This is a genomic window from Lewinella cohaerens DSM 23179 (genome assembly GCF_000379805.1).
Taxonomy (GTDB): Bacteria; Bacteroidota; Bacteroidia; order Chitinophagales; family Saprospiraceae; genus Lewinella; species Lewinella cohaerens.
This window is the reverse complement of record NZ_KB903539.1, coordinates 16,304-41,842: the sequence shown is the minus strand read 5'-3', so window position 1 is coordinate 41,842 and position 25,539 is coordinate 16,304. Positions and strand designations below refer to the sequence as shown.

Here is a 25,539-nt window from a genome sequence, read left to right as displayed (position 1 = left end):
TCGGGGATGTTTTGGGGCTACAAAAACATCAGTAACGAAACTTTACGCAACCACTATTTTCCTTTACGCCGCATCTTTTTGGGGAATAGTTCACTTTTCCCTTTGCGCTTCGAAAGATTACCGTTGCGCTTGGTTTTGACCTTAGTCGTTTCATAGGCAGGGCAGCCCGATTTGCGGCTACAGCTTTGCAAGCTACTGGTACCAACTACCAGAAAAAAGGCCAAAAACAGATATAGGAAACGTTTCATAAAGATATTTTTCAATTTTACTTCGCCAAGGAAGCAGTGTTTGAACGCAATTTGGCGTCGAAAAAGTACAACCAAGGTTCAAAAGTATACGCAAAAGGATTATAAGCCAAGAAAAATCACCCCTAACTTCCATTTTTTTCAAGAAAATAGGGGCTTAGGGGTTGTGTAATTCAAACGTAAGCTTAAATTTGCCTCCACAATTTTCCTAAACCAAAACTATTATTAATGAATAAGGGAGATTTGATTAGCAAGATCGCTGAATCAGCGAGCATTACCAAAGGACAAGCAGACGACGCTCTGAATGCCGTATTAGACGGAATCACCGAGGCCCTCAAGAATGATGACTCTGTTACTTTGATCGGATTTGGTACTTTCAGCGTAAGCCACCGTGCTGCACGTGCTGGCCGTAACCCACAAACGGGTGAAACTATCCAGATCGCCGCTAAGAACTTAGCTAAGTTCAAAGCTGGTAAAAAATTAACGGACGCCCTGAACTAATTCAGTTGGTTCGTTATATAACTAAAAGGGCAATCCAGGAAACTGGGTTGCCCTTTTGCTTTGGCAAAGCATTGATTAATTACTTCTTTTGGTTTCTAAACTGGCATTATTTTTTTCGGCCAAATCTTTGCCTTAACTTCGTTCCAGCAAAGCATTCCAGATCAATCAACTGAAAAAGTAGTGGTTAATCCGCTATAACAAATACCTATTATGGCAAATATTGCAGAATTAAAGTCGATCGCCTCACAGGTACGACGTGACATTGTCCGGCAAGTAGCTGACGCCCAATCCGGGCACCCAGGGGGATCCCTTGGCTGCGCAGATCTATTGGTAGCGCTCTATTTTGAGACCATGAAGCACGATACCAGCTTCAGCATGAGTGGCGATCAGGAGGATATGTTCTACCTATCTAATGGCCACATCTCTCCGGTTTGGTACAGCGTACTCGCACGTAGCGGTTACTTTCCAGTGAAAGAGCTGGCTACCTTTCGTCAGTTGAATACTCGCCTACAAGGACACCCAACGACCCACGAAGGTCTTCCTGGTGTTCGTACAGCTTCTGGTTCTTTAGGCCAGGGCCTTAGTGTAGCCATTGGTGCTGCGCTGGCCAAGAAACTCAACAACGACCCACAGCTAGTTTTCTGCCTGATGGGAGATGGTGAGCAGGAAGAAGGGCAAGTATGGGAAGCTGTAATGTTTGCACCACATAACAAAGTAGACAACCTCATTGCCATTGTTGATCGTAATAACCAACAGATCGATGGCAGCCTTGACGAGGTACTCGACATTGGTGATCTAGGCGAGAAATATGCCGCTTTTGGCTGGGAAGTTCTCCGCATGGACGGCAACAACATGGAGGAAGTGGTAGCGACCCTCGCAAAAGCAAAATCGCTCACCGGTAAAGGCAAACCCATCTTTATCGACATGAAAACCGAAATGGGTAAAGGAGTGGATTACATGGAAGGCACCCACAAATGGCACGGTAAAGCACCTGATGCAGAACTGACCGCCAAGGCAATGGCCCAATTGGAAGAAACCTTAGGTGACTATTAATTCATTCTCAAGAGACTACGCGCTCAGGCGCGTTAGCCATAATAATATCAAACAATCATGCTCGATAATATAAAAAGCACTGGCAAGAAAGCAACCCGCGACGGGTTTGGTGCCGGTATTGATGCTATTTCTGCGGAAAACGACCAGGTGGTTGTCCTGACTGCTGACTTGGCAGGTTCGCTAAAAATTCAAAACTTCATTGACAACTACCCGGAACGCTATTTCCAGATTGGTATCGCCGAGGCGAACATGATGGGGATTGCAGCAGGGCTAGCCAATGGTGGTAAGATTCCTTACACCACTACTTTCGCTAACTTTTCGACAGGTCGTGTTTATGACCAGATTCGTCAGTCGATTGCCTACAGCCACAAAAACGTAAAAATTTGTGCAAGCCACGCTGGCCTTACGCTAGGCGAAGACGGTGCTACTCACCAGATTCTGGAAGACTTAGGAATGATGCGGATGCTACCTGGCATGACCGTGATTAATCCTTGTGATTACCACCAGACCAAAGCTGCCGCTATTGCTATTGCGCATCACGATGGACCTGTCTACCTCCGTTTTGGTCGCCCAAGCTGGCCGATGTTTACGGAAGATATGCCTTTCGAAATTGGCAAGGCATTGCACATGGCAGAAGGTACGGATATATCCATTTTTGCTACCGGCCACATGGTTTGGCAAGCCGTTGAGGCTGCTAAAGAACTGGCTAAAGAAGGGATCAGCGTAGACTTGGTCAATATCCATACCATTAAGCCTTTGGATGAAGAAGCTATCCTTGCTTCCGTTAAGAAAACGGGCTGTGCCGTCAGTTGTGAAGAACACAACCGCATGGGCGGCCTCGGTGATGCCATTGCGCAAGTGCTCACCGGTAATCACCCTGTCCCACAAGAATTTGTAGCAGTGAACGACTCCTTTGGAGAAAGTGGTACTCCTGCGGAACTACTAGACAAATATGGCCTCAGTGTCGCCGATGTGGTGAAAGCCGCCAAGCGTGCACTAGCACGGAAATAATTATGTTTCTGTAGAGACACCATACTTTTAAAAAAGTGGCTACGCGATGCATCGCGTAGCCACTTTTTCTTTCAGGATATTTAACAACCATAATGTTTTATCAAGGTTGCCTAACGCGGAATCTGCCATTTAACGACGTCTCTTGATTGTTGTTTTGACTATTGATCAATGATCCACTAAACACCCCTGCCACATAGCCACCAGGGCCTTCATTTTCGGTGATCGTAACACTAAAGTTATTACAAGGAATGTTACTGCCTTCGTAACAAGCCATCCTAAACTGATCGCCATTGATCGCTATAAATTGATACTCCACCTCTATAGAATTCAGGATTGATCCAGCAGAAGGAAAAACATTTCCTTCTCCAAAAATCTTCACTTCGGTAACGCCTCCACCTTGGCCAACAACATTCAAAGAATCCCAAATAGCCAATTGGGTGCCACCGTAGTACATGCCTGCATCGGGCGTAAGGAAGACCCTTGTTTCGCCAGCACAATTCACTTCAATAAAATCCTCTTCCGGCGTTGTACAGGCCAACTGCACACTGAAGTCCATATCATGCATGAGCTCCTGCTCTAACCAAGGCGATACAAAACCGGTATTGATATCAGCAAGGCGTAGTTCAAATGGTACAGCACTACCACTTTGAGCGCATAGGTAGAGACCCATTGTGTAGTTTCCTGCCCCATCGGCAATATAGGTGCGGTTGTAACCATTATGGCGAACAGTGACAAAAGCATTGGGGAGCGGTTCAAAATTACAATCAAGTACCTGCCCCGCAAACCGAAAATAATATTCATTGGTGAGCACAAAAGTCCCCAGATCGGTCGTGGTCGTATGACTTCCGATATTTTCACTGTATGCTTCTTCGCCACAAGCATTCCAGACAACCATACGAAGCTCCTCGTCTTCCGGCGCAAAGCCGCTAAATCGGCCTAATCCATTGGTACGCACACCGCCTTGTAATAGTCCTGTATTGATGACCTCCATACTAACAATGCGTTGTACAATAGGCTCGTTATCGGCAGTAATCAACCGTCCATAAAGATTTACAGGAGGAAAAGGCGGACAGCAGCACCAGAAGGTAAAGTGGCTTACTTCGGCTTCGTAATAATCGCCTTTCCAGCTTGCTTTGCCATCTTCTATCCATATTCCTTGCTCCTCATCAAGGTACCACATCGGACGTTCAGAGGTTACGCCTCCCCTCCATTGCTCGGCTACAGGTAACCGTAGTTTCGCTGTCACGTTCTCGGCCAAGGCTAGTTCTTCTCCCGTAGGGGTCAAAAGTTCCAGTATCAAGGTACCCGTTTGTAGGATACTCTGATAATCGCCCTCTTCTGTCAACCCCATACTACTTCCCGCCTGGCTGTTCAAGTGGGTCGGGTCCGCAGCATCCAGCCAGCGGGCTGCGACCTCTACCCTACCGGTGTACGGTTGCCCTGTAGCATCGACATAACCTGCGGTGGGTAGTTCAATGCGCGCCTCTTCAAGATCGAAGATAATCCCTTCTGAAGCCATAAAACTGGCGACGGTCTCTCGACGTAACAAGTTTACATTCACAAAATTCTGGGATGCTGCGGAGGGATAAATCCAGGTAACGTAATTAAAAAAGCCTTCTTTTTGTACCTGAACAGCCGTACCATTCTGGTTCATTTGTAAGGAAGGAAACAGAAAGAAGCCATTGGCATCCGTCGTAACTTCTTGCGTGCCTACGATAACTTTAGCCCCAGCTACGGGTAGACTTTCCTCTGTGCTAATCTGCCCACCCAACAGGGCTGTGACGGGTTCGGAAGGAAGCACTGTTAACCCACCAGAAACAGAAGGGAGGTCTTCTTTTTGGCATCCAAACAACAGGAGAAAGCTAAAAAACAAGAGCAATAAATTTTTCATGATCGCGCGTTTTGTAAGTGATGAATCAAACAAAATCAATCACTTATGTGATAATTATATGTATTAAAAGAATCAGCTACCGCCAAAATGTGCTGCATACACTCCCTACTATTCTGTAAATTTAGCGGCACAAAACGCTCTATTTATTTATATGCTTACCTCCCAAAGACCAACAATAATGGCCCCTCACCCCCTTCTCAGAACCTCTTCCTACATTATCCTATTCGTTTTTCTTTTCCCCTTTCTACTCGTAGCACAAACCAATGTCAATTACACCAATTCGTCGATTGACTTCCCTAATCCGGAACGCGGTTTCTACTACCCTACGAATTCGAATGACGGGTTGCTCGATGAAGGAGGCATAGCAGGTTTGCGAAACGACTTTATGCCCTGGCAGGCCAATTATCAGGTTCACAGTACCCTGGTCTACCGGTATTTTATGCTTACGAATTTTATAAATGGCCCGATTTCCGAAGCCTTCCTGGAGGATATGCAGACCGATTTCAACACCATTCGAAATGCAGGTGCAAAGCTGATTGTGCGATTTTCTTACATTAACGAAGGAGATGATGACCCTCCTCCTTACGGAGATGCAACTAAGAGTCAGGTTTTGAGTCATATCCAACAAATAGCCCCCATCTTACAAGCTAATGCTGATGTAATCGCTGCCGTCCAGTCTGGCTTTATTGGAGTATACGGCGAAGGCTACTACACTGACCATTTCGGATTTGCCGCTCTACCTGAAGATGGTGGTACTGGTTATCTGACCGCCCAGAACTGGGATGACCGAAACGAAGTAATTACCGCACTACTGGCAGCACTCCCTGAAAATCGTATGATTCAGGTGCGCTATCCACAACAAAAGCAAAAATTCGTCTACGGCAATGCTGCACCAACAACCAGTGCACCAAGTGGTGGCAGGATCGGTTTTCACAATGATTGTTTTCTGGCAAGCAATGCAGATTTTGGCACCTTTACCAATTACGACGAATGGTCGCCTGCGCACACAACAATGGTTACTGATCTTAGGAATTACAAAGCTCAGGATTCACAAACGGTCGTGGTGGGTGGAGAAACCTGTGCGGCCAATGTAGATATGAGTGGTGATGAGCAATGTAGCGCTGATGGTGGCCGAGCAGATAGTGACCTCGCGCTTTTTCATTATTCGTTTCTCAACTCCGATTACAACAATGCTGATGTCAATAACCAGTGGATTGGGGTTTGCCTGGATGATATTAAACTCAAACTAGGCTATCGATTTGTACTACAATCCGGCAGTTTCCCAGCGGAAGCCCAACCTGGTCAGCAGGTAACGCTCGACCTTAGCATCACCAATGAAGGCTACGCTGCCCCTTTTAACCCGCGTGGAGTGGAGTACATCCTACGAAATACCACTACAAATGATCTATATTATGCGGCTCCTAACAGTAACCCCCAACAATGGCAGCCCGGAACGACGACCAACCTGAATCAGACGTTTTGTTTACCCAATAACATCCCATTTGGGCAATACGAACTCTTGCTTCATCTGCCTGACCCTGAACCGACGCTTTATGGCAACCCCAACTATTCCATCCGCCTTGCAAATACACTCCCGAACTCCGACGATGTATGGGAGAGCAATACTGGTTTCAACCAGCTTGGGCATACCATTACTGTAAACAATACTGCCACAGGATCGGCTTGTGCTGGTTCCACTACTTTTAGCATTAGCTCTCCACTGCCAGTTACCTGGCTAAACTTCAGTGTTGCCTCAACCGACAAGGCAATCAAGCTTTATTGGAAGGTGAGTGCAGAAGAAAACAACCAAGGTTTTCAAATAGAGCGCAGTACCAACGGCCGAGATTTTGCTGATATTGGCTGGGTAGATAGTGAGCAATCAGGTGATGGAAATTACCAATACACCGATCAAGGGCCGTTTAATAATCAAAAATATTTCTATCGCCTCAAGCAAATGGACTGGGATGACCGCTATAGTTATTCGGTCATTAGGGAAGCGAGCTTACCAACAGCGGAGTCTCCTTTAGCGGTATTCCCTAACCCCAGTGACGGTACTTTTGAACTAAAAAGTGCTCATTTACACCAGACAATCGTCGAAATATTTGACAGCAACGGTCAGTCTGTTTGGCTACAGTCTCACGATTTTCAGCAACAATCATTGCTCCTGAGTCTTAGCCTTGCTCCTGGTGTCTATTTCGTCCGCTGTAGTGATACTAAATACCAAGAAGCTGTCAAGCTTGTTATTAGATAAGGCGAGGATTCACTCTACCTCGCTTCGCGGGGTAAGCAGGTTTGTAACTGAACTCCGTAGCCTAACCGTAGATCGTATTGGTACGATTAACGTTCGGTCTACACCTTCACCTCCTCACCTCCTCCTGTGGCGCGCGACTACCTACTGCCGCCCAGGGCCCATCACGGAAGGGGTCAAGCGGGAGGTAACCTTCATAAAATGCCTCTATCTCTTCCTGGTATTCTTCTTCATCAAAGGCGACTCTTTCAAAGGCATTCACATAAGGGTAAAAGTGACGCAGTGCTTGTTGCATGCGCAAGATATCGAGTGTGAAGGTGAGGAGTTCTTCTTCAAAACCTGCGGGCTCTTGAAGCATCACGGATATCGCTGCCAAACAGCGAGCCATGGCCAGTAACGCAATCTTGGCACTGCCATTGCCGTCACTGGTTATGCCTTCGGCGCTATTGTCGGGCGGCATGTCAGGCCAGGGTTCTTCCAGGGAATTGACGGCTCGGTGGGTCTTTGACGAAAGAAGGGCACCATACCATTGTAATATTTCCTGAGCATCGTGCCAGCTGGTGGGTTTTTCCTGGCTGCGGTATTCGCCAAACCAGCGCAAGAGCGCAATGGTAAATTGTCGGGAAAGCTGATCCAGCTCTCGCAGGGATGTTTCCGAAGTAGCAACGATCTCTTGGTCTACGTCACATTTAATATCTTCCCAATCGTAATTTGCTCGTTCGCACGATTTTTTTAGCGCATTTAATACGTCGGTAAAAAGTAGAGGTACTTGCCGAAATACGCGTTGAACCTTCTTTCTATGGTGATCTTCATCCAGTTCATCCAGGAGCTGATAATTGCCGCAACGATCCGTAAAAGGACAGCGTTCACACCAGCGAAAACAATAATTATAAATGCCGCTGATATTACTTTCGGAAGGCTCCGGAGGAAAAGACATAGAAAGCAAGTTGGTACATAATAGAGAATAAAGGTACTGGTAAATTTTGATTTCTTCTTATCTTCCCATCCCATCTGTTCACCATATACCAAATTCGCATGCGATTATTATCGACCTTCTTATTCACGATAGTCATTTCTTTTTTTGAGATAGCTTTTGTTTATGCACAACCCTCGCTGGACGTACTGCAATACCGTGCAGTAGGCCCTACTCGTGGTGGCAGAGTAACGGCGGTTGCAGGCACAGCCATGGAGCCCGGCACCTTCTATCTCGGAGCCACAGGAGGAGGTATTTGGAAAACGACCGATTACGGGACTTCTTGGCATAATGTCAGTGATGGCTTCCTGCCCACACCTTCTATAGGTGCTATTTCCGTTGCGCAAAAAGATCCTAATATTGTCTATACCGGTACTGGTTCTGATGGTTTGCGTAGCAATGTGATTGTAGGCAAGGGCGTTTACAAATCTATTGATGCGGGTAATTCCTGGTCGCCAGTCGGACTAGAAAGGGTTGGCCAAATTGGTGCCCTCATCCTTCACCCGGAAGATCACAATACGGTTTTCGTAGCAGGCATTGGACAGCCTTTTCAGGCAAACAGCGAACGTGGTATATTTCGTACCCGTAATGGCGGACGTAGCTGGGAAAAGGTGCTTTTCCTTTCTGATGAAATAGGTTTTTCTGATGTGGAAATGCTGCCGGGTAATCCGAATATCCTCTTTGCCGCCGCCTGGAAAGCCATCCGTAAGCCTTGGACAATCATCAGCGGTGGAACAGCAGAGGAAGGTGGCGTCTATAAATCGGTCGATGGTGGAGACACTTGGGATAAAGTCACCAAAGGCTTGCCCAGTAACCTAATTGGTAAAATTGATGTAGCAGTCTGTCCTGCCGATTCTCGCATTGTTTACGCATTGGTAGAGGCACCAAATAAAGAAGGAGGACTGTATAAGTCCGTCGATCAAGGGGCTTCTTTTACGCAAGTATCGGATTTTGGTGGCCTTCGGTCGCGTCCTTTTTATTATACCAATATTCGGGTCAACCCTCAAGATTGTGAGGTGGTTTACTCCCTGGCTACGGGGTATTATCGTTCAGATAATAGCGGAAAAGATTGGCAGCGCATGAATCCTCCGCACGGAGATAGCCACGATATGTGGATCAATCCTGATAACCCTCAGTTGTTTATTCAGGCCAATGACGGTGGTGCCAACGTTACCCATAATGGTGGAAAAACCTGGTCGACGCAGTTTAATCAGCCCACTGCCGAGATTTACCAAGTCGAAGTAGATGATCAGTTCCCTTACTGGCTTTATGGTGGGCAGCAAGATAATTATACGACCATTGCCGTGCCTAGCCTTCCGCCAGATTCGCGGCAAGCGGCTGGTATGGGTTGGGTTATTAACACCGGTGGTTGTGAAACGGGCCCTGCGGTACCGAAACCCGGCAATCATAACATCGTTTACAGTAATTGTAAAGGCCGCTTCGGCGTATTCGACAAGCGTACCGGCGTAGAGCGCTCCTACTATGTGGGAGCCTCCAATATGTATGGACACAATCCCAAAGACCTGGAGTTTCGCTTCCAGAGGGTGTCACCTATTCATGTCTCTCCTCACAACCCCGATGTGATTTATCACACTTCGCAGTACGTACACCGCACCAAGAATGATGGGCAGACTTGGGAAATTATTTCTCCTGACTTGACGGCTTTTGAGGCCGATAAGCAAGTGATTTCAGGCAGCCCGATTACGAGAGACATTACAGGAGAGGAATTCTACAGCACCATCTATGCTATTCGGGAATCGCCGATTACGGCAGGTATCATTTGGGTGGGTGCTAATGATGGCCCCGTCCATGTTACACGCGACAACGGTGGCAGTTGGCAAAACGTGACACCAGCTTCCTTGCCCAAAGGCGGGCGGGTAGACGCCGTAGAGCCTTCGCCACACGATGCAGCCAAGGCTTATATTGCTGTGCTACGCTATCAATTGGGCGACTGGCGACCGTACCTTTATCGTACCAATGATTACGGAAAATCATGGACACTGCTGAGTGGCCCAAAGAGTGGTATCCCGCAGGATTTTCCCACGAGAGTCGTCAGAGAAGACCCTGAACGTGCAGGTGTTTTGTATGCAGGCACAGAATTTGGGATGTTCCTGTCTATGGACGATGGCCAGACCTGGCAATCCTTCCAACAGAACCTGCCGGTGACGCCAATCACGGATATCAAAATCCATCAGGGAGATTTGGTTTTATCAACGATGGGACGGGGCTTCTGGATCATGGATAATGTGCGTATTCTCCATGATGAAGCTTTGGCTGATTTGGCCGACGAGCCACATCTATTTACCATTCCCGCCACTATTCGTCATCGTTCTCCAATGGGGCGCAGTAACAATGAGGACTTGGAGTATACAAGCCCGGGGGTATGGGTGGATTATTTTGTGCCAAAAGGAAACAAAGCTCCGGTTGAACTACAAATTTCCGGCCCGGATGGTGCTTGGATAACAACTTTGGCCAGTGATAGCATCAAAGCTAGTCGAGAGTTGGTCGAAAACATGGGCCTCAACCAGCAAGAGTATTTGATCACCAGGGCTTTGAGTGCCAAACCTGGCTTGCAGCGCTACCGCTGGGACATGCAGGCACGCGGCCCATGGTCGGCCAACAAAAACAGGTCATATCGCAATGGCGCGCTGGTAAATCCCGGCGAGTATACCCTTACCATGAAAGTAGGAACATGGGAGGCGAGTCAGCAGTTTTATCTATTACCTGATCCCAGGGTCATAGCGACAGGTGTCTCGGTTGCTGACATGAAGGCGCAATACGCATTGACGACAGAAATTACCAACCTTCTTACACGTGCCCGTAAGCTGGAGCAGTCATGGGAGAAAGCACTAAAAACAGCCAATGAGGATAGCACTCAGAAAGCCTATGCGGAAGCATTGAGCAGGGCTTTACCACAGTTACAGACGGAGGAAGATATGATCTATCCCCAGCCAAAATTACTCGGCCAAATCGGGTACCTGGGGTATATGCTACGCGGTGCCGACCAACACCCCGGAGATGATGCCTACGCTCGGCTGGCCGAACTGACCAAGCAGCTCAATGAGTTGGAAGAAAGTGTGGAAGGGGCGAGATAATGCATATTCGACAGGCCACTAGCTTTTAATTGACAGGAAGAGGTAATGAAAAGGACACTCATAACAGGAGCAACAGGCAACATAGGTAGAGAAGTAATTCACTATCTATGTGAATTGGATCAAGCATCTGAAATAATTGCTGCTGTCCGAAATGTTGAAACTGCTAAAGAAAAGCTTCCTGCCGTTCAAAACTTAAGCTATAGGCAGTTTGATTTTGAAAACGAGGAGTTATTTGATACAGCATTTGAAGATATTGATATCCTTTTTTTACTTCGCCCGCCTCCTATTTCACAGGTGGAAGTGATTTTTCGACCTCTTTTGTTATCCGCTAAAGAAAATGGCGTCGATAAGGTTGTATTCCTATCGGTGCAGGGGGCAGAAAAAAGCACTGTGATTCCTCATAACAAGATCGAAAGGCTTATTAAATCGTTGGGGTTCAAATACATTTTTGTACGCCCTAGCTATTTTATGCAAAACCTGACAACCACCCTACTTCCTGAAATACGGAAAGACCAAACGATTACCCTGCCTTCGGCGCAAGCTAAATTCAACTGGATTGACGTAAAAAATATTGGAGAAGCCACTGCTGTACTGATTAAATCATTTGAGGAATATCATAACAATGCTTACATCATAACAGGGGAAGAAAACAAACATTTTCAAGAGGTCGCGGATCTAATGAGCAAGGTTACAGGGGAAGATATTACGTTTAAAAGTAGGAATCCGCTGAGCTTCTACTTCAAAAAGAGAAAAGAAGGTAGGAAGTCTGGTTTCGCTTTGGTGATGACCATGCTTCATTTTTTGCCAAGAATACAAGAAGAACCTGAAATTACAAATGATTTTTATAGTATTACGGGCAAGAAGCCTACTTCTTTGGCTGAATTTCTCGAAAGAGAAAAAGACGAAATAAAACCATCTTCAAAGTGAGCGTTAAGAACTTTGAAAATCAGATTCCAAACTACATTCAATATGCTTAATGCGACTTAAATATGGGTAGTAGATATGACCATATTTTAGACGAAGAAACCCACCCGGTGTGGGGTAAATATGTTAGAAGCAATGAAAAAATCTTCTGGGAGGGTAACCCTCAAGTAGATATGTCTATTCGTCTTTTAGAAAGTAGGCCCTATCATGATGTGATGATAGGAGCGTCCTCTAATTTTATCATTTATTTAATGGTACTGTTTGTCCTCGCAAGAGTGATCTATGGAGAAGATGGATTAGTGGCCGCTTTGCCCTTTAGTCTAGTAGGAGTCTGTTTGGTCTTTGTTTTTGAATTATTAAGAAACAAGTCGAACAAACGGATCAGGTACGCCGTCACTTCTAACTACCTGCTCATCAGATTTGACTACCTCGTTTTTAAGAAAATAGCGGCGATTCCTCTTTCAAAAGTGATATCAATATCACCAATCAGCTATCAAGACGATACGACGACCTTGTTGTTTCCAAATCACAATAAAAAGAGGATCAAGACCATTGATTTTGTAACCGGAAAAAGAAGAGACCATACCTCCTTTGAGAGGATCGCAGATGGTAAAGAGGTACTGGAACTAATTACGGATCTAATCAAAGACAACAAACTAGCTCCGCTTCAATATCATTATCCGATGATGAAGGAAAACGTTGTACGTGTTTCGAGGAAGATATATCAATTGTTACTTTTTATCTCTGTCTTGTACGTAGTCGACTTCTATTTATTACCAAAGAGAACGACAACAGATTTTGTAATAGAAACGGTTTGGAAGACGCGGTTGGGGTTTAATACAGGAGCTACCCATTACACACAAAAAGGATTCCGTTTTAGTACCGATAATGTATACTCTTTTGATGGAGACGAAAGCGAAGTAGTTTTCGATTATAGCCCTGTTTTTAAATCCATTACAGCCCTTAAAACGTATAGAATGGATTATACTGATCGACTTGATAATGATTTGAATTTGCTAGGCAAATACGCAGCGCTTATTTGCTTTATCACATTTTTAAGTGGAGTAGTGATCTTAAATAAAACACCACTCAGCCAGGAGGCATATATGCAATTGATCGTTTGTACTATTTTTTTTCTGATCTTGTTCTGGGTGGTCAATAATTGGTTGTAGAAACTGTCTGAAATGAATTACCAAGTCGAAGAAATAAAAGAATCGGAATATCAAGAAGTCGTTGATGTGTGGGAGCTATCCGTTAGGGCCACCCATCATTTTCTGAAAGAAGAGGACATTGCGTACTTTAAGCCTTTGATTTTGAATACCTATCTGGATGCCGTGGAATTAAGGTGTGTGAAAAACGCGGATGGGGAAATCATTGGATTCAGTGGTGTAGCAGAAACCAACTTGGAAATGCTGTTTATTCACCCTGATGAGCGAGGGAATGGTATAGGAAAACTACTCCTAGCATACGCGATCAAAGAGCAAGGCGTCACGAAGGTGGATGTCAATGAAGACAATAAGCAGGCACTTGGGTTTTACGAAAGATTTGGCTTCAAGATCTATAGCCGCTCGGCACTGGACGGTACTGGTAAGCCATATCCCATATTTCACATGCAACTAAACAATAATGAAATTCGTAATTAATCAAAAACAAAGCCGAAGCTTATTGGAAGAACACGCAAAGTCTTCTTTCAATTTTACATTCCTAGGTAGAAATGAATTCCTTCTAGCTATTATATTCCTTATAGTTGGCACACTTATTTACCTGTTGAATGAGGAAAACAAATTAATTGGTCTGCCTATGGTGGCAATTGGCTTGTTTGAAATAATCAAATACCCAGGTAGAGAGAAGCGCTGGGTCAAGAAAAAGGAAAAAGAGACCATCTTTAACAAGAATATGGTCTTTGAGATTTCAAAGGATACTTTAAAAATCACCTATGATAAAGTATCTAAATCGCATGCATTTAGTAGTATGCGAAAGTGTTTAGTTTCCGAAACCGGTATACTTTTTAAAATTTCCTTGACCGAATACTACTATATTTCCTTTAAAGGTTTAGAGACAAAAACAGAGGAGGAAGACATCCTAAACACGCTTATTGAAGCGTTTAGAGAAGAGCAAATAATCGTAAAGCGAACATAAAATAGTTACTCGTTTTTCAGGGCGAGCAAACCACACGTTAAGTTAATTCAACGCCCGATACTCCGTTGGGGCTATTCCTGTTTTTTGCTTGAAAAGCCGGGTAAAATGCTGTGGGTACTTAAAGCCCAATTCGTAAGCAATTTCACTAATGGATTTACTTTGGTCAAAGATTCTTTCCTTGGCCATATCAATCACTTTAGCCTGTATGTATTCCTGAGCTGTTCTACCGGTTTCTTTTTTTACGAGATCACCAAAGTAGCTGGCGGAAAAATTTAATTCGTTGGCGCACCAAGCTACTGATGGTAAGCCAAGAGACTGCGGTCGATTGGTTTGGAAATAATTATTCAATAAATGCTCAAACCTTTCTAAAACGCCTTTGTGCACCTCATCACGGGTAATGAATTGACGGTCGTAAAAACGAATACAGTAATTCAACAACATTTCAACATTTGAAACGATGAGTGTTCTACTATGCTTGTCAATGGCGTGCTCCAATTCATAGGCAATCTTGGTGAAGCAATCCAGTACAATCTTTCTTTCTCGCTCTGAAATGTGGAGTGCCTCATTGGAGTGATAACTGAAGAAGGTATAATCCTGGATGCTCCCCCCCAGTGAGGTGCCTCGAATTAAATCGGGATGAAAAACAAGGGCATAGCCTTTCGGCTGGTAAGTTTCGCCCGTGTTCTCTACCCGCACTACTTGTCCGGGCGCGATGAATACCAAGGTTCCTTCCTGGTAGTCGTAAGTGTTTTTCCCGTAGCGCAGATCACCACAGTTTACTTCTTTTAGAAAGACGGTGTAGAAGCCAAAATACATATTGTAAGCATGTCTTGGGTTGGCCTTCGCCATGTCAATCACACTCACCATCGGGTGCAGGGTCTCTGCATTGTTGAAGACATTATAATCACTGACGGTTTCAAACCGAATTAAGTTATCCATAATCTTAGTTAGTTATCTATTTCAAATTTACCGCTTTATTAGCCCATTAAACACAAAGGCTGCCCGTAATCAGCAATATTGGTAGGTCTTACAGTAATCTGTATAACACAGGTACAGGTTTTTCCAATGATCTTTGTAGCAATAAACAAAGATCGATGAAACTGATATACTATTCCTTTTTATTGCTTGCCGCATTTTACGCTCCGCTAGTAGCTCAAGAAACACCTCTTTTCCCGAAAGGAGAAAAAGCACCCAACGTTCACCATACCGGAGATGTTTGGCTCTATCATGTAAGTGACGCTGATGCTCCTTTCGATTATAATCTTACGCTTGCAACTTTTGCTCCTGGTGCCAAATTAGATTGGCATCTTCACCCTGCCGGACAGCAACTGCTCATCACTGATGGTATTGGCTACTATCAGGAAAGAGACAAGCCAGTGCAAGTTGTTCAGAAAGGAGACGTCATCAAATGTCTCCCTGGTGTGGAACATTGGCATGCTGCAACTCCGGACAGTGATTTCGCTTACCTCGCAATTACCGGAAACCAACCCACCCAATGGCTAGAAAAATTGACAGATGAAGCATACAATAGTATCAAAACGGACGGAATGAACAACAGTGCAGTAGGAAAGGAAATCATTGAGCTCTCCAAAGAGAAATGGCAGTGGATGGCGAAAAAAAAAGTGGATATCCTTGCTGATCTTTTCCATGAAAATGCCGTCTTCGTTCACATGGGAGGAAGTTGGGGAAAAGAAAAAGAACTCGAGATCATCCAGAGCGGAGGCATTCACTACAAGCAGGCGGACATCCATGAAGTATCGGTAAACATCATTGATGATACCGCCATCTTACTGAACCGCATAACCCTACTGGCCGTTGTTGGAGGTAACGAAGTCACGAATCCATTTATGGTGACAGAAGTGTACAAAAGACAAGAAGGTGAATGGAAATTAGCTGCTTTGTCCTTTACGAAGTTGTTGAATTGAGATGCACTAAGCAGCCTTGAGCTTTATTCATTCCACAAAGATTTTCGTAATTTGTTTCTTGCAGAAAAAGAGCAGCCAATGCCCAGCGTAAAAACTTCCTTCAACAGACGGTCTTTTCTTAAAACCACCGCCATCGCCGGAGGAGGAATGATGCTTAATTTTTGTTGGTTTACCGCTTGCGAGTCCTCCTCCGACAAAGATGCTGCGCCCCCTGCTAAAGCGTGGTTCGATTTCAATGGTTATCTAAAAATTGGAGATAACGGACAGGTCACCATCATGTCTCCCAACCCGGAAGGCGGGCAAAATGTCAAGACCTCCATGCCCATGATTGTGGCTGAGGAGCTGGATGTAGACTGGAAGGATGTCATCGTAGAACAAGCCCCTTTGAATACCGAATTGTACAGCCGTCAGTTTATTGGCGGCAGCCAAGCGATTCGACACGGCTGGAATGGCCTGAGAATGGCTGGAGCAACGGCCCGGCAAATGCTCAGGGAAGCAGCGGCCCAGACCTGGCAGGTCCCCGTAGTTGAAGTGACTACCCGAGCAGGCGTATTGCACCACCAGGCAAGTGGCCAATCAACGAGCTACGGAGAAATGGCCGCAGCGGCCGCTAAACTCCCCATCCCCGAAGAAGTGCAAATGAAGGAGGTCAAAGCTTTTAATATCATCGGCTCTTCTCAGAAAAACGTTGACGGAAAAAAAATTGTAACCGGCCAACCCTTGTTTGGGATAGATACCCGGCAGGAAGGTATGCTCATTGCCATGATTGTTCACCCACCAGCCTTTGGTGTGAAACTAAAGTCCGTAGACGATACCGCTGTTCGAGCCATGCCCGGAATTCAGGATGTTTTCACGGTGAAGGTGTTGGAGGACGACTTCGAAAGGCAGCATTTTGATACTTGTACTTTTCTCGAAGTGGTGGCTATTGTGGGCAATACCACCTGGGAAGTGATGAACGCGAAAAAGGCCATTACCATTGAATGGGAACCTTTCGCGGCCTATACGGAAGAGCGGACGCCCTACGGCAGCGAAAAGCAAACGTTTACCATCCCTGCTGGCTTGGAGAACTCCGCTGATCACCTGGCGAGGATGGTAGAAAGCGCAGCCCTACCAAGGCAGGTAGTCCGCAAAGATGGCGATCCGGAAGCGGCCTTTAAAAATGCGGCAAAAATTATTGAACGGACCTACACGGCTCCCTTTCTGGCTCACAACTGCATGGAGCCGATGAATTTCTTTGCGCACGTAACCGCAGAAAAAGCAGAATTGATCGGGCCTTTACAAAAAGCAGAATTGACCGAAAAAACCCTCTCCGCCCGCTTGGGGCTACCCGTCGAAGCGATCAACATCCAATTGGCACGGCTGGGAGGTGGATACGGCAGGCGCTCTTATGCCCATTGGGTCGTGGAGGCCGCACTCATTTCGCAAAAAATGAACGCCCCCGTAAAATTGATTTACACCCGGGAAGATGATATGACGGGGGGGATTTATCGCCCGGCCTACCAGGCCACCTATCGCGCCGCTATTGATGCAGATAACAACTTGACGGGCCTACACATTAATGCAGGAGGTATCCCCGAAAGCCCGCTGTACGCCAACCGTTTTCCTGCCGGAGCCGTCGACAACTACCTCGCGGAAAGCTGGATCGTGAATTCCAATATCACCATTGGTTCCTTTCGGGCACCTCGCTCCAATTTTATCGCTTGTGCCGAACAATCCTTCCTGGATGAAGTTGCCGAGGCGGTGGGGACAGACCCTATTGATTTCCGCTTAGCATTACTCCAACGGGCAAAGGACAAGCCCGTGGGCGAAAACAATGACTACGATGCAGAGCGCTATGCAGGCGTTTTGGAACTGGTGCGGGATCAATCAGACTGGGGCAATACTCCCGCAAATACGCATCGAGGCGTAGCGGCTTACTACTGTCATAATTCCTATTCGGCACAGGTTTTGGAGGTAAAGGTCGAGGACAATAAACCTATTGTGGAACGGGTGTCCTGCGCCATTGATTGTGGCATCGTGATCAACCTGGATGCGGCGATCAACTTATCGGAAGGAGCTATCGTAGATGGGATAGGAAACGCCCTGTACGGTGAATTAACCTTCAAAGATGGCGTGCCCGAGAAAAATAACTTCCATCAGTACCGAATGATCAGGATGTCGGAAGCACCGAAAAAAATAGCGATTCACTTTGTACAAAACGATATTGACCCCACAGGCTTGGGCGAACCAGCTTTCCCACCCGTTTTTGGCGCATTAGCAAATGCAATGTACCAGGCAACCGGAAAGCGGTTGTACGATCAACCGTTTAACCTAGACTAAAAAATTAAACCATGGCAAATTTTAATTTGAAAATTAACGGCAAAAATCACCAACTAGACGTCGACCCTGCGACGCCGGTACTATGGGTATTGCGGGATCACCTCCATCTGGTGGGAACAAAATATGGCTGCGGGATTGCGCAGTGCGGAGCTTGCACCATTCACCTTGATGGGGTTGCGATGCGTTCGTGTATCATTCCTGTTTCTGCGGTGCGCGATCAGGCGATAACTACTATTGAGGGGCTTTCTGAGCAGGGAGATCATCCTGTTCAGCAAGCTTGGCTGGAGCATGATGTGCCACAATGCGGCTATTGCCAAGCAGGGCAAATTATGAGTGCTGCTGCGCTGTTGAGTGACAACACCAAGCCCAGCGATGAGGATATTGACATGGCTATGCACGGCAATATCTGCCGCTGTGGCACCTATACCCGAATAAAAGCAGCCATAAAAACGGCAGCGAAAGTAGGATAGTTGTAAACACCCCTGCAAAGCAGGTGGAAACCCTGGCCTAGCGATGTGACGTAGTGGCCGGTTAGGCCAGACCCCAGGTTTTCCTGGGGGCCGAGCGAAGAGAGAGAGCTACAGAACGTAGCGCCCGAAGGGAGGCCCCGGATTATTAATACAAAGATTAAACTAATATAAGATGACTACCCTTAAAACATCCATTGGTCGCCGTTCTTTTTTGAAATCCGCTGCTTTGACAGGAGGCGGTATGATGCTTGGATTTAGCTGGTTGAGTTCTTGCCAGTCGAAGACGGAAGAAGAGGTGATGGCGATGCCAGAGGCCTGGTTTGAGATCAATGCTTACCTGAAAATTGGAGACAACGGTGTGGTGACGATCTATACGCCCAACCCTGAATTTGGGCAGAATGTTCGTACCTCGATGCCGATGCTGGTGGCCGAAGAATTGGATGTGAATTGGGACAAAGTGCTGGTGGAGCAAGCGCCTTATCATCCTGAAAATTTCGGTTTTCAGTTTACGGGCGGTAGTCGGGGCATCATGTCGAGATGGGAACCGCTACGGATGGCTGGAGCATCGGCCAAGCACCTGCTACGGCAAGCGGCGGCTCAAGCTTGGCAAGTACCCTTGGAAGAAGTGACCACCACCACTGGCATGTTGCACCATCAAGCCAGCGACCGCTCAGCGGGGTATGGAGAAATGGCTTCGGCGGCAGCAAAGTTGCCCATCCCGGAAGAAGTGACCTTGAAAGAGGTGAAGGATTTTAGGATCATTAGCACCTCCCGCAAGAATGTAGATGCCAAAAGTATCGTTCAAGGCCAGTCCCTATTTGGGATGGATTACCATAAGAAAGGAATGTTGATTGCCATGATCGTGCATCCACCCGCTTTTGGTCTGACCCTGGAATCGGTAGATGATGCAGCCGCGAAAGCAATGCCCGGGATCAAGGAGATCGTTACGATAAAAAGCTTCCCCGACGGATATGAAAAGGGAGGGTTTGACACCAATGCATTCCCTGAGCTGGTCGCTATTGTCGGCAACTCTACCTGGGAAGTGATGCAGGCAAAAAAGGAACTGAAAGCTAGCTGGAAACCCATTACAGCAACTACCGAAACGATCAATGGATTTAGAGGAAAAGAAACCAAGCATACTCCCGCTGGCCTGGAATCTACGGATAGCCATAAGGCGCAAATAGCGGAAGTAGCGAGCAAGCCAGGGAAGATCGTCCGCCAGGACGGCGACCCGCAGGCGGCTTTTGAGAATGCCGCAAAGGTTATTGAAAGAAGCTATTCCGCGCCCTATCTAGCGCACAACTCCATGGAGCCGATCAACGCTTTTGCGCATGTAGAAGGAGATAAAGCAACGATTGCCGCGCCGATCCAAATCCCGGGCTTTATCATCCCTACCATTGCTGCTGGCCTGGGAATTCCGGCGGAAAATATCGAAATGGAAATGCCACGAATGGGCGGTGGTTTTGGTCGTAAAGCGTATGCTCACTACGTGGTGGAAGCGGCGTTGATCTCGCAAAAAGTACATGCTCCTGTAAAGCTGATCTATACGCGTGAAGACGATATGACCAACGGTATTTATCGCCCCACCTACCAAGCTACTTACCGGGCTGCTTTGGATGAAAACAACAACCTGGTAGCACTACATGTGAAAGCGGGTGGTATTCCAGAAAGCCCCTTGTTTGCCAATCGTTTCCCTGCCGGTGCGGTAGCCAATTATTTGGCAGAGGAATGGTCGATTGACTCCAATATTACCATCGGGGCTTATCGTGCGCCACGCTCCAATTTTATGGCTGGGGCCGAACAGTCGTTTCTGGATGAAGTGGCCGAGGCTGCGGGTAAGGATCCGATTCAATTCCGACTCGACTTACTGAAACAAGCGAAAGATAACCCGGTTGGGGAAGAAAATGACTATGATGCCGAGCGTTATGCCGGAGTATTGGAGCTCGTTCGCGAAAAAGCGGCCTGGGGGCAAAACCAAGGGAATGTCCATAGAGGCGTGTCGGCGTATTTTTGCCATAACACCTATGCTGCTCATGTTCTGGATTTGACGATAGAAAAGGGCAAGCCTGTGGTGCAAAAAGTATGTTGCGCTATTGATTGCGGCATCGTCGTGAACCCGGATGCTGCTAAAAACATGGCCGAAGGCGCTATCACAGATGGTATCGGGAATGCTTTTTACGGAGAGCTGACCTTCAAGGATGGTGTGCCGGAGAAGAGTAATTTTGATAAATACCGCATGATCAGGATGGGTGAAGCTCCTAAAGAAATTGACGTGCATTTTGTGCAAAACGAAATCGCTCCGACAGGCATGGGAGAACCACCATTTCCCCCTATTTTTGGAGCCGTAGCCAATGCTATTTTCAAAGCCACAGGCGAAAGACAATATGACCAACCTTTCCTTGGAGATAAACAGGTTTTGGGATAGGCGTAAAAGACGAATAATAGATGAGCCACATACTCGTAGAACAATTGTCTCAAATGACCGGGCTCTCCACGGAAGAGAAGCAGGCCATCGAGCAAAGTTTTCCAATCAAAATATTCGGGAAAGGCACTTTCTTGCTAAAGGAAGGGCAAATTGCCAGAGATGCATTTTTGGTCATTGAAGGCTGCATCAGAAGGTACCATATTGAAGACGGAGAGGAAGTTACTTCGGGGCTTTACACCGAGGGTGATTCTGTTGCTGATTTTAATAGCTTGGCCAACCAAAGTCCGTCGAAGTATTTTTTCGTTTGTTCAGAAAAGGCGACGGTAGCGGTTATCAATACAGAAAAGGAAGCCGCTTTATACAAAAGGTTTCCTCGGTTTGAAGCGATCTGCCGGGTAGAATTCGAGAAGATGGTGGGCCAAAAAAACGAGGAAACGGAAGCCTTTGCCAGAAAAACGCCAGAAGATAAATACCTTTCGTTGCAAGCCACTCGGCCAGACTTACTCCAGCGGGTGCCGCAGCATCAAATCGCTAGTTATCTGGGAGTAAAACCGGAGACGCTTTCCAGAATAAGAAAGCGTCTCGCGGTTAAGTGAACTTAAAAATTCACCCCAAAGTGCAATCCTGGTTCGAATAAAAAGTACTTATTCCACTTATCTTCCTCAGCCTGAAAAGAGGCAGGCAGATTGGTGTTGATGGGCCAACTGGTAGCGGCGATGGAAGGCTCTATAAATAGGCGGTTATTAAACAACTCAAAGTGATAACCAAACCGGAGGGTCGTAAAAAGTTGAAACCCGTGTTGAATCTTATCCCCTCCTTCATCCAGGTAGTTTTGCCGAAAGGCCGTAGCGTGTACTTGCCCGTAAATGCCTTTCCATAAGAACCGCTTGTAAGCCAGCCCGAGGCCATAGGCTTTTACCTTGCCGGGAAAGTTGGAGCTCTCATTGTCATAATCAGGCCCGTAAGGTATGCCCAGTGGTCCTCGGTACGCCCAGGTGATGGCCTCGATGGAAATCACATCTTTAGGGCTGAATCGGTAACCGTAATTGAGTTGATAATATTCGGGCGATGGCGAAAGGATTGGCGTAGCTAATACAAAAAAGGTGCTGCCAATGAAATGTTTTGGTGTAAACGTGTTCTCGTCAGCTGTTTGGGCGGAAGCCGTTGTAAGAATCAGAAAACATAATGCGATTGAAAAAATGAAATGCTGTCTCATAAGAAGTAATTTTCTTCAAAGGTCAGCTGTAATCATCCGCGATCCATTGACTTTAGTCAAGAAATGAGGTCTGAAACATATTAGGGGCATATAGGAACACGCAAGTATCTCTTATTTAGTAACTTGGATGACCTTACGTTTCTTACATGGTTCAGTAATTTGTGAAATTCCTTATTTTGAATAAATGCGATTTATTAACGCTCTTTTTTGAAAAACTAACGTGCTTTATGAAACCATCTCTGACCTTTGCTACACTCTTTTTATTACTCAATATAACCTACAGCCAGAAGACCTACGCCCCACTACACGCCGAGTGGAAGTACGAGGGTTTTGATGTCTATTGCGAGGGCAACCACATCAAATACACCGTCACCAGCGAGCAATTTATTGACGATAAGGACTGCTCATGGATTACCGGTTATCAATGGAGCGATGAAGAAATGGACTGGCTAACACAAGACTCGCTCTTGGTCTGGGAAAACGACCACAAAGTCTATTTTTACGAGGATCCTTCCTTTTACCTGATGTACGATTTTGAGGCAGAGGCCGGCGATACGGTCATGTCTTACGATCCGGTAGATCGCAGGCTTTTTTCCATTACTGGCTATATGGAGGATGAAATGCTGCCTCATCTAATTCCCTATTATGTCATCACAGTGGGAGAAATAGAGATCAATGGCGTAATGTACAAGACCTTTGTTACCCCCGAAGAAGGAATAGAAAGTTGTACCACTAAAAGCATCATTATCGAGGATATAGGAAGCACTGGCATGGGGCTTACTGGCGAAACGTGTTTTTTGGTGACCATGGGGTGCTCTGGACAATTTGTCTGCTACAATAATGGAACTGTGAGTTACGAATCCGGTTTCTTGTCCTGTGATTCGTTGACCAATGTGGGGGATATTCCGCTCAAAGACGAGGTCAAAATTTACCCCAATCCGGCTAGTGATCTCCTTCACCTGGATGTGCCATCCTCTATATCCATTATCGGTTATGTGATCCTTGATACAGCTGGGCGTTTGCTACTAGTGGGTGAGGATATTAGTACAATTGATATAAGCACTTTACCGAAAGGGGTATTTTATCTAAAAGCAAACCTAGCCAACGGAGAGGTATTTCTGAAATCCTTCCTTAAACAATAGTCTATGCTACGCCGCCTCTGGAAACGCCTCAATGAAGGCAAGTACGCCTCCTTTGCGCTATTAACCCAAGTGGATGCTGGCACAAAAGAAATTATCATCACGGAATCTACCGTATGCACTGCGAACCTTGAAGGCGTGTCTATCTTGATAGATGAAAAGGCCGTGTTTGTGAATAAAGGCAACATCAAAGGCACCCTCGTTTCCAAAGGAGGCAAGGTTATCATTTATGGTACATTTAAAGGGCAGTTGTATACCCGTGGCCTTCTTCAGATAAAAGCGGAAAGTATAATTTCAGGTGACATGACGTGCGAGAAACTAATTATAAGTCCAGGAGGTGAAATGGATGGAATGTTAACTATGCCTTCTCCCAATACAAAAGTGGTTTTAATAGATGCAGCATCGCTATCCCGCAAAGAACGAGACTGGCTAGAAGGCGTTTAGCGGCATTTTTTTTCCAAAATTGGTTACTAAACCCGACCTTTAGCAATCAAGTTTTTCAAAAAGGTTGATTTATTCATACAAAAAAGAAACTATGCGCTTAAAACTAAGCTTCTTGACGATACTATTTTCAATGGTATCCGTAATGGCCATCGGACAAGTCATTGACGAACCAGCCCCCCCTCCGCCGCCCCCTAGAGCGTCAGCACCATCGGAAGAAATATTTATGGTCGTAGAGCAGATGCCGGAATTTCCAGGCTGCGAAGAGATGACTGACAAACAAGAACGCAAGCAATGCTCGCAGGAAGCTTTGTTAGCCTATGTCTATTCCAACTTGGTGTACCCTGAAAAAGCAAGAGAAAATCGCCAGGAAGGCATGGCAGTCGTAACTTTTATTGTTGCAAAAGACGGCTCTTTAGAAAACATTAAAGTAGTACGTGATCCAGGCGCGGGCTTAGGAGACGCCGCCGCTATGGTCATCCACAAGATGAATAAGGAAAACATCCGTTGGAATCCTGGGACACAACGGGGTAGATCCGTTGCTGTAAGGTTCAATCTTCCTGTTAGGTTTAAACTCGATAAAGAGGAAATTCCTACTCCTGAAGAAGAAGAGGAAGCCGTTGAGGAAGAAATGGAAATCACGGTAGCAGATATAGCGCCATCACGGGAGATGTTGCAACAAAGTCCAGTCGCTCGAGAATGGAGAGATGAAGAGGTCACGGAAGATGCGCCACCGCCGCCGCCACTACCTGTAGTAGAGGCAGAAATAGAAGAAGACCTTCCTGTAGTAGAAGCAGATAAGAACTACCCTCCACCACCGCCGCCACCAGCAAGAGAGCAAGCTGCCGAAATATTCAAAGTAGTGGAGAATATGCCACGCTATATGCAAGCTGATTGCGAAAGCTTGGCCACTAGAAGCGAAAAAAAGGAATGTGCCCAAGAGGCAATGTTGTCTGCTATTTATGATAATCTACAATATCCGGCCATCGCTAAAGAAAATGGCGTAGAAGGAACGACCGTCGTAACTTTCGTTGTAGAAAAAGATGGCAGCCTAAGTAATATTCGCCTTATTCGTGATATTGGAGCAGGCTGTGGCCAGGAAGCTGTACGCCTTGTAGAGCAAATGAGTGCGCCGGGTAAATGGGTGCCAGGAAAGCAGCGAGGCCGCGCGGTGAAGGTACAGTTCAACCTTCCGGTCAAGTTTCGTCTAGACGATTAGTATAATGGTTGGGGATCCGACCGAGGCAACTAGGATAGGATAGACCACGGATTGAACGGATCAGACTGATCAACACAGATTTTTCTTAAAATAGGCCGTGGAAACGCTGAGAGGTTTGCCCAAAAACATGAGTCATCCCGAATTTTGGCCTTAGCCAAAATCCAGCCTGACGTTAACTTAGAAAGAGTCCGTAAATACCTGAAAAGAGTGATTTATCTGACTTTTTGTAGGAAACCCCACGATTTCTATTAGTGAAATCATGGGGTTTCTTCTTTAACTATAGGTTTTGCGATTGGTCAGCACGG

General features: G+C 46.1%; 22 protein-coding genes and 1 pseudogene. 18 read left to right on the top strand and 5 right to left on the bottom strand.

From position 1 onward, the window contains the following. Window positions 1–53: 53 nt before the first annotated feature. Window positions 54–248 (bottom strand): hypothetical protein, encoded by a 195-nt coding sequence (locus tag A3EU_RS0109215; protein ID WP_020535862.1) that lies wholly within the window; start codon window positions 246–248, stop codon window positions 54–56. A gap of 225 nt (window positions 249–473) precedes the next feature. On the opposite strand from A3EU_RS0109215, the gene A3EU_RS0109210 reads away from it, so the two are divergent. The 3 genes from A3EU_RS0109210 to A3EU_RS0109200 all read left to right on the top strand — a co-directional run bounded on the left by A3EU_RS0109210 (window position 474) and on the right by A3EU_RS0109200 (window position 2,810). After that, a complete protein-coding gene (locus A3EU_RS0109210) occupies window positions 474–746 on the top strand; it encodes an HU family DNA-binding protein (protein ID WP_020535861.1) in 273 nt (90 codons plus the stop codon). 210 nt (window positions 747–956) lie between these two features. Then, window positions 957–1,799, top strand: a complete 843-nt coding sequence (locus A3EU_RS0109205) for a transketolase (protein WP_020535860.1) — start codon at window positions 957–959, stop codon at window positions 1,797–1,799. 57 nt (window positions 1,800–1,856) lie between these two features. Then, window positions 1,857–2,810 (top strand): transketolase family protein, encoded by a 954-nt coding sequence (locus tag A3EU_RS0109200; RefSeq protein ID WP_020535859.1) that lies wholly within the window; start codon window positions 1,857–1,859, stop codon window positions 2,808–2,810. A gap of 100 nt (window positions 2,811–2,910) precedes the next feature. Here the strand turns inward: A3EU_RS0109200 and A3EU_RS0109195 are convergent, their stop codons facing one another. Further along, window positions 2,911–4,701 (bottom strand): carboxypeptidase-like regulatory domain-containing protein, encoded by a 1,791-nt coding sequence (locus A3EU_RS0109195; protein WP_020535858.1) that lies wholly within the window; start codon window positions 4,699–4,701, stop codon window positions 2,911–2,913. Between the two features lie 178 nt (window positions 4,702–4,879). On the opposite strand from A3EU_RS0109195, the gene A3EU_RS29925 reads away from it, so the two are divergent. After that, window positions 4,880–6,952 carry a DUF4832 domain-containing protein gene (locus A3EU_RS29925; RefSeq protein WP_020535857.1) on the top strand — a complete coding sequence of 691 codons (2,073 nt, stop codon included), beginning with the start codon at window positions 4,880–4,882 and terminating at the stop codon, window positions 6,950–6,952. A gap of 106 nt (window positions 6,953–7,058) precedes the next feature. Here A3EU_RS29925 and A3EU_RS0109185 read toward each other — a convergent pair whose 3' ends face one another. After that, complete coding sequence (locus A3EU_RS0109185; protein WP_020535856.1) at window positions 7,059–7,886, bottom strand: hypothetical protein; 828 nt, start codon at window positions 7,884–7,886, stop codon at window positions 7,059–7,061. A 98-nt stretch (window positions 7,887–7,984) separates the two neighbouring features. Here A3EU_RS0109185 and A3EU_RS0109180 point away from each other — a divergent pair, with 98 nt between their 5' ends. The 5 genes from A3EU_RS0109180 (at window position 7,985) to A3EU_RS0109160 (ending at window position 14,080) form a co-directional block, all read left to right on the top strand. Beyond that, window positions 7,985–11,017 (top strand): WD40/YVTN/BNR-like repeat-containing protein, encoded by a 3,033-nt coding sequence (locus tag A3EU_RS0109180; RefSeq protein WP_020535855.1) that lies wholly within the window; start codon window positions 7,985–7,987, stop codon window positions 11,015–11,017. 45 nt (window positions 11,018–11,062) lie between these two features. Beyond that, the gene (locus tag A3EU_RS0109175; RefSeq protein WP_026211305.1) at window positions 11,063–11,944 is read left to right on the top strand and encodes an NmrA family NAD(P)-binding protein; all 882 of its coding nucleotides are present in this window, start codon (window positions 11,063–11,065) and stop codon (window positions 11,942–11,944) included. Between the two features lie 62 nt (window positions 11,945–12,006). Beyond that, window positions 12,007–13,113, top strand: coding sequence for a hypothetical protein (locus A3EU_RS0109170; protein WP_020535853.1), 1,107 nt, complete (start codon window positions 12,007–12,009; stop codon window positions 13,111–13,113). 12 nt (window positions 13,114–13,125) lie between these two features. Next, the gene (locus tag A3EU_RS0109165; protein ID WP_020535852.1) at window positions 13,126–13,584 is read left to right on the top strand and encodes a GNAT family N-acetyltransferase; all 459 of its coding nucleotides are present in this window, start codon (window positions 13,126–13,128) and stop codon (window positions 13,582–13,584) included. Further along, window positions 13,568–14,080: a hypothetical protein gene (locus A3EU_RS0109160; RefSeq protein WP_020535851.1), complete on the top strand. Its 513-nt coding sequence runs from the start codon at window positions 13,568–13,570 to the stop codon at window positions 14,078–14,080. Before A3EU_RS0109165 ends, A3EU_RS0109160 begins: the two co-directional genes overlap by 17 nt. 42 nt (window positions 14,081–14,122) lie before the next feature. Here the strand turns inward: A3EU_RS0109160 and A3EU_RS0109155 are convergent, their stop codons facing one another. Next, window positions 14,123–15,019, bottom strand: coding sequence for a helix-turn-helix domain-containing protein (locus tag A3EU_RS0109155; RefSeq protein ID WP_020535850.1), 897 nt, complete (start codon window positions 15,017–15,019; stop codon window positions 14,123–14,125). Window positions 15,020–15,174: 155 nt separating this feature from the next. Between A3EU_RS0109155 and A3EU_RS35380 the strand changes: the two are divergent. From A3EU_RS35380 to A3EU_RS0109130, 6 genes and pseudogenes are all read left to right on the top strand, one after another. Then, window positions 15,175–15,543 (top strand): annotated as a pseudogene (locus A3EU_RS35380) (cupin domain-containing protein); the annotation flags it as partial. A gap of 84 nt (window positions 15,544–15,627) precedes the next feature. Next, the gene (locus A3EU_RS35375) at window positions 15,628–16,005 is read left to right on the top strand and encodes a DUF4440 domain-containing protein (RefSeq protein ID WP_044085649.1); all 378 of its coding nucleotides are present in this window, start codon (window positions 15,628–15,630) and stop codon (window positions 16,003–16,005) included. 78 nt (window positions 16,006–16,083) lie between these two features. Next, the gene (locus tag A3EU_RS0109145) at window positions 16,084–18,324 is read left to right on the top strand and encodes a xanthine dehydrogenase family protein molybdopterin-binding subunit (RefSeq protein WP_020535848.1); all 2,241 of its coding nucleotides are present in this window, start codon (window positions 16,084–16,086) and stop codon (window positions 18,322–18,324) included. An 11-nt stretch (window positions 18,325–18,335) separates the two neighbouring features. Then, window positions 18,336–18,794, top strand: coding sequence for a (2Fe-2S)-binding protein (locus A3EU_RS0109140; protein ID WP_020535847.1), 459 nt, complete (start codon window positions 18,336–18,338; stop codon window positions 18,792–18,794). A gap of 172 nt (window positions 18,795–18,966) precedes the next feature. Next, window positions 18,967–21,219: a xanthine dehydrogenase family protein molybdopterin-binding subunit gene (locus tag A3EU_RS0109135; RefSeq protein ID WP_020535846.1), complete on the top strand. Its 2,253-nt coding sequence runs from the start codon at window positions 18,967–18,969 to the stop codon at window positions 21,217–21,219. A gap of 20 nt (window positions 21,220–21,239) precedes the next feature. After that, window positions 21,240–21,815, top strand: coding sequence for a Crp/Fnr family transcriptional regulator (locus tag A3EU_RS0109130; protein ID WP_020535845.1), 576 nt, complete (start codon window positions 21,240–21,242; stop codon window positions 21,813–21,815). Between the two features lie 2 nt (window positions 21,816–21,817). On the opposite strand, the gene A3EU_RS0109125 is transcribed toward A3EU_RS0109130, so the two are convergent. Then, complete coding sequence (locus A3EU_RS0109125) at window positions 21,818–22,435, bottom strand: hypothetical protein (protein WP_020535844.1); 618 nt, start codon at window positions 22,433–22,435, stop codon at window positions 21,818–21,820. A gap of 227 nt (window positions 22,436–22,662) precedes the next feature. On the opposite strand from A3EU_RS0109125, the gene A3EU_RS0109120 reads away from it, so the two are divergent. From A3EU_RS0109120 to A3EU_RS32645, 3 genes are all read left to right on the top strand, one after another. Further along, complete coding sequence (locus A3EU_RS0109120) at window positions 22,663–23,577, top strand: T9SS type A sorting domain-containing protein (protein WP_020535843.1); 915 nt, start codon at window positions 22,663–22,665, stop codon at window positions 23,575–23,577. 3 nt (window positions 23,578–23,580) lie between these two features. Continuing rightward, a complete protein-coding gene (locus A3EU_RS0109115) occupies window positions 23,581–24,018 on the top strand; it encodes a bactofilin family protein (RefSeq protein WP_020535842.1) in 438 nt (145 codons plus the stop codon). 91 nt (window positions 24,019–24,109) lie between these two features. Beyond that, entirely contained in the window at window positions 24,110–25,234 is a 1,125-nt protein-coding gene (locus A3EU_RS32645; RefSeq protein ID WP_020535841.1) for an energy transducer TonB, read from the top strand. The last annotated feature ends 305 nt before the right edge of the window (window positions 25,235–25,539 follow it).

What these genes read in the sequence shown, in the direction of transcription:
- A3EU_RS29925 (WP_020535857.1), top strand. Translation starts at nt 4,880, where the DNA reads ATGGCCCCTCACCCCCTTCTCAGAACCTCTTCCTACATTATCCTATTC.
- A3EU_RS0109145 (WP_020535848.1), top strand. Translation starts at nt 16,084, where the DNA reads ATGCCCAGCGTAAAAACTTCCTTCAACAGACGGTCTTTTCTTAAAACC.
- A3EU_RS32645 (WP_020535841.1), top strand. Translation starts at nt 24,110, where the DNA reads ATGCGCTTAAAACTAAGCTTCTTGACGATACTATTTTCAATGGTATCC.
- A3EU_RS0109200 (WP_020535859.1), top strand. Translation starts at nt 1,857, where the DNA reads ATGCTCGATAATATAAAAAGCACTGGCAAGAAAGCAACCCGCGACGGG.
- A3EU_RS0109135 (WP_020535846.1), top strand. Translation starts at nt 18,967, where the DNA reads ATGACTACCCTTAAAACATCCATTGGTCGCCGTTCTTTTTTGAAATCC.
- A3EU_RS0109165 (WP_020535852.1), top strand. Translation starts at nt 13,126, where the DNA reads ATGAATTACCAAGTCGAAGAAATAAAAGAATCGGAATATCAAGAAGTC.
- A3EU_RS0109130 (WP_020535845.1), top strand. Translation starts at nt 21,240, where the DNA reads ATGAGCCACATACTCGTAGAACAATTGTCTCAAATGACCGGGCTCTCC.
- A3EU_RS0109140 (WP_020535847.1), top strand. Translation starts at nt 18,336, where the DNA reads ATGGCAAATTTTAATTTGAAAATTAACGGCAAAAATCACCAACTAGAC.
- A3EU_RS0109125 (WP_020535844.1), bottom strand. Translation starts at nt 22,435, where the DNA reads ATGAGACAGCATTTCATTTTTTCAATCGCATTATGTTTTCTGATTCTT.
- A3EU_RS0109205 (WP_020535860.1), top strand. Translation starts at nt 957, where the DNA reads ATGGCAAATATTGCAGAATTAAAGTCGATCGCCTCACAGGTACGACGT.
- A3EU_RS0109180 (WP_020535855.1), top strand. Translation starts at nt 7,985, where the DNA reads ATGCGATTATTATCGACCTTCTTATTCACGATAGTCATTTCTTTTTTT.
- A3EU_RS0109170 (WP_020535853.1), top strand. Translation starts at nt 12,007, where the DNA reads ATGGGTAGTAGATATGACCATATTTTAGACGAAGAAACCCACCCGGTG.
- A3EU_RS0109195 (WP_020535858.1), bottom strand. Translation starts at nt 4,701, where the DNA reads ATGAAAAATTTATTGCTCTTGTTTTTTAGCTTTCTCCTGTTGTTTGGA.
- A3EU_RS0109120 (WP_020535843.1), top strand. Translation starts at nt 22,663, where the DNA reads ATGAAACCATCTCTGACCTTTGCTACACTCTTTTTATTACTCAATATA.
- A3EU_RS0109175 (WP_026211305.1), top strand. Translation starts at nt 11,063, where the DNA reads ATGAAAAGGACACTCATAACAGGAGCAACAGGCAACATAGGTAGAGAA.
- A3EU_RS0109185 (WP_020535856.1), bottom strand. Translation starts at nt 7,886, where the DNA reads ATGTCTTTTCCTCCGGAGCCTTCCGAAAGTAATATCAGCGGCATTTAT.
- A3EU_RS0109155 (WP_020535850.1), bottom strand. Translation starts at nt 15,019, where the DNA reads ATGGATAACTTAATTCGGTTTGAAACCGTCAGTGATTATAATGTCTTC.
- A3EU_RS35375 (WP_044085649.1), top strand. Translation starts at nt 15,628, where the DNA reads ATGAACAACAGTGCAGTAGGAAAGGAAATCATTGAGCTCTCCAAAGAG.
- A3EU_RS0109210 (WP_020535861.1), top strand. Translation starts at nt 474, where the DNA reads ATGAATAAGGGAGATTTGATTAGCAAGATCGCTGAATCAGCGAGCATT.
- A3EU_RS0109215 (WP_020535862.1), bottom strand. Translation starts at nt 248, where the DNA reads ATGAAACGTTTCCTATATCTGTTTTTGGCCTTTTTTCTGGTAGTTGGT.
- A3EU_RS0109160 (WP_020535851.1), top strand. Translation starts at nt 13,568, where the DNA reads ATGAAATTCGTAATTAATCAAAAACAAAGCCGAAGCTTATTGGAAGAA.
- A3EU_RS0109115 (WP_020535842.1), top strand. Translation starts at nt 23,581, where the DNA reads ATGCTACGCCGCCTCTGGAAACGCCTCAATGAAGGCAAGTACGCCTCC.